Source organism: Neobacillus bataviensis LMG 21833 (assembly GCF_000307875.1).
GTDB lineage: Bacteria > Bacillota > Bacilli > Bacillales > Cytobacillaceae > Neobacillus > Neobacillus bataviensis.
In genome coordinates this window covers 1-702 of record NZ_AJLS01000077.1, presented here as the reverse complement: position 1 = coordinate 702, position 702 = coordinate 1, and the positions used below count along the sequence as shown (strand labels likewise).

Genomic DNA, 702 nt, shown 5'->3' with positions numbered 1-702 from the left:
AGAAAGCAAACAAACTTTTTTACAATAGAGTAAAAAGAACGCCCTACATGATAATGTAGAACGTTTGATTGGGTATCTTAGCCGAAGTTAATGGTGTCAAGCATGGCTTCCTTGGTTACAGTGTCTAAACCGAGGTAGGCAAGCGTTGCTTTCTGGTCGGAGTGGTTCAAGAGGTTCATGACAAAGCCGATATTGTAGTTAGTCTGATCGTAAACACGGTAAGCCCCCGTCTTTCGCATGGTGTGTGTCCCTAAGTAGTTAACACCTATCAAATCACCTGTCTTGGTCATGATTTTGTAGTACTGCTTTCTGGTAATGTGTTGGTTGGGAGTAGTGGTAGAAGAAAAGAGCCAAGGGCTGTCTATCTCTTGCTCTACTAACCAATCATGATAAAGCATCAGGTCGGACTCAAGAGGCTTGAGGTAAAGGGTGTTTGGCTTTCCTGTTTTCTGGTCTGTGATGTAGGCTCTGTCTTTGAGTACCCCCTCGGGTGTGAAGAGGTCTGCGTATTCAAGAGAGAGGACATCACTTACTCTCAGAAGAGTGGCTTTACCGAGTTGGAAAATGGTGTAGTTGCGTCTGCCTGCCTTAAAGTTGTTTAAGAGAGTGTCTTGGACTTGTCTGAGGACATTTGAGTCCTTAATGGGTTGTACATTGTGGTTCTGTCTTTTTGCCATATTATGGTCTCCTTTGGTTGGTGAG

The 702-nt window shown here is 44.0% G+C and carries 1 protein-coding gene; it reads right to left on the bottom strand.

Features of this window, described 5'->3' with window-relative positions; all coding sequences use genetic code 11:
* Positions 1–77: 77 nt before the first annotated feature.
* Positions 78–677, bottom strand: a complete 600-nt coding sequence (locus BABA_RS12805) for a tyrosine-type recombinase/integrase (protein ID WP_021213026.1) — start codon at positions 675–677, stop codon at positions 78–80.
* Between the last annotated feature and the right edge of the window lie 25 nt (positions 678–702).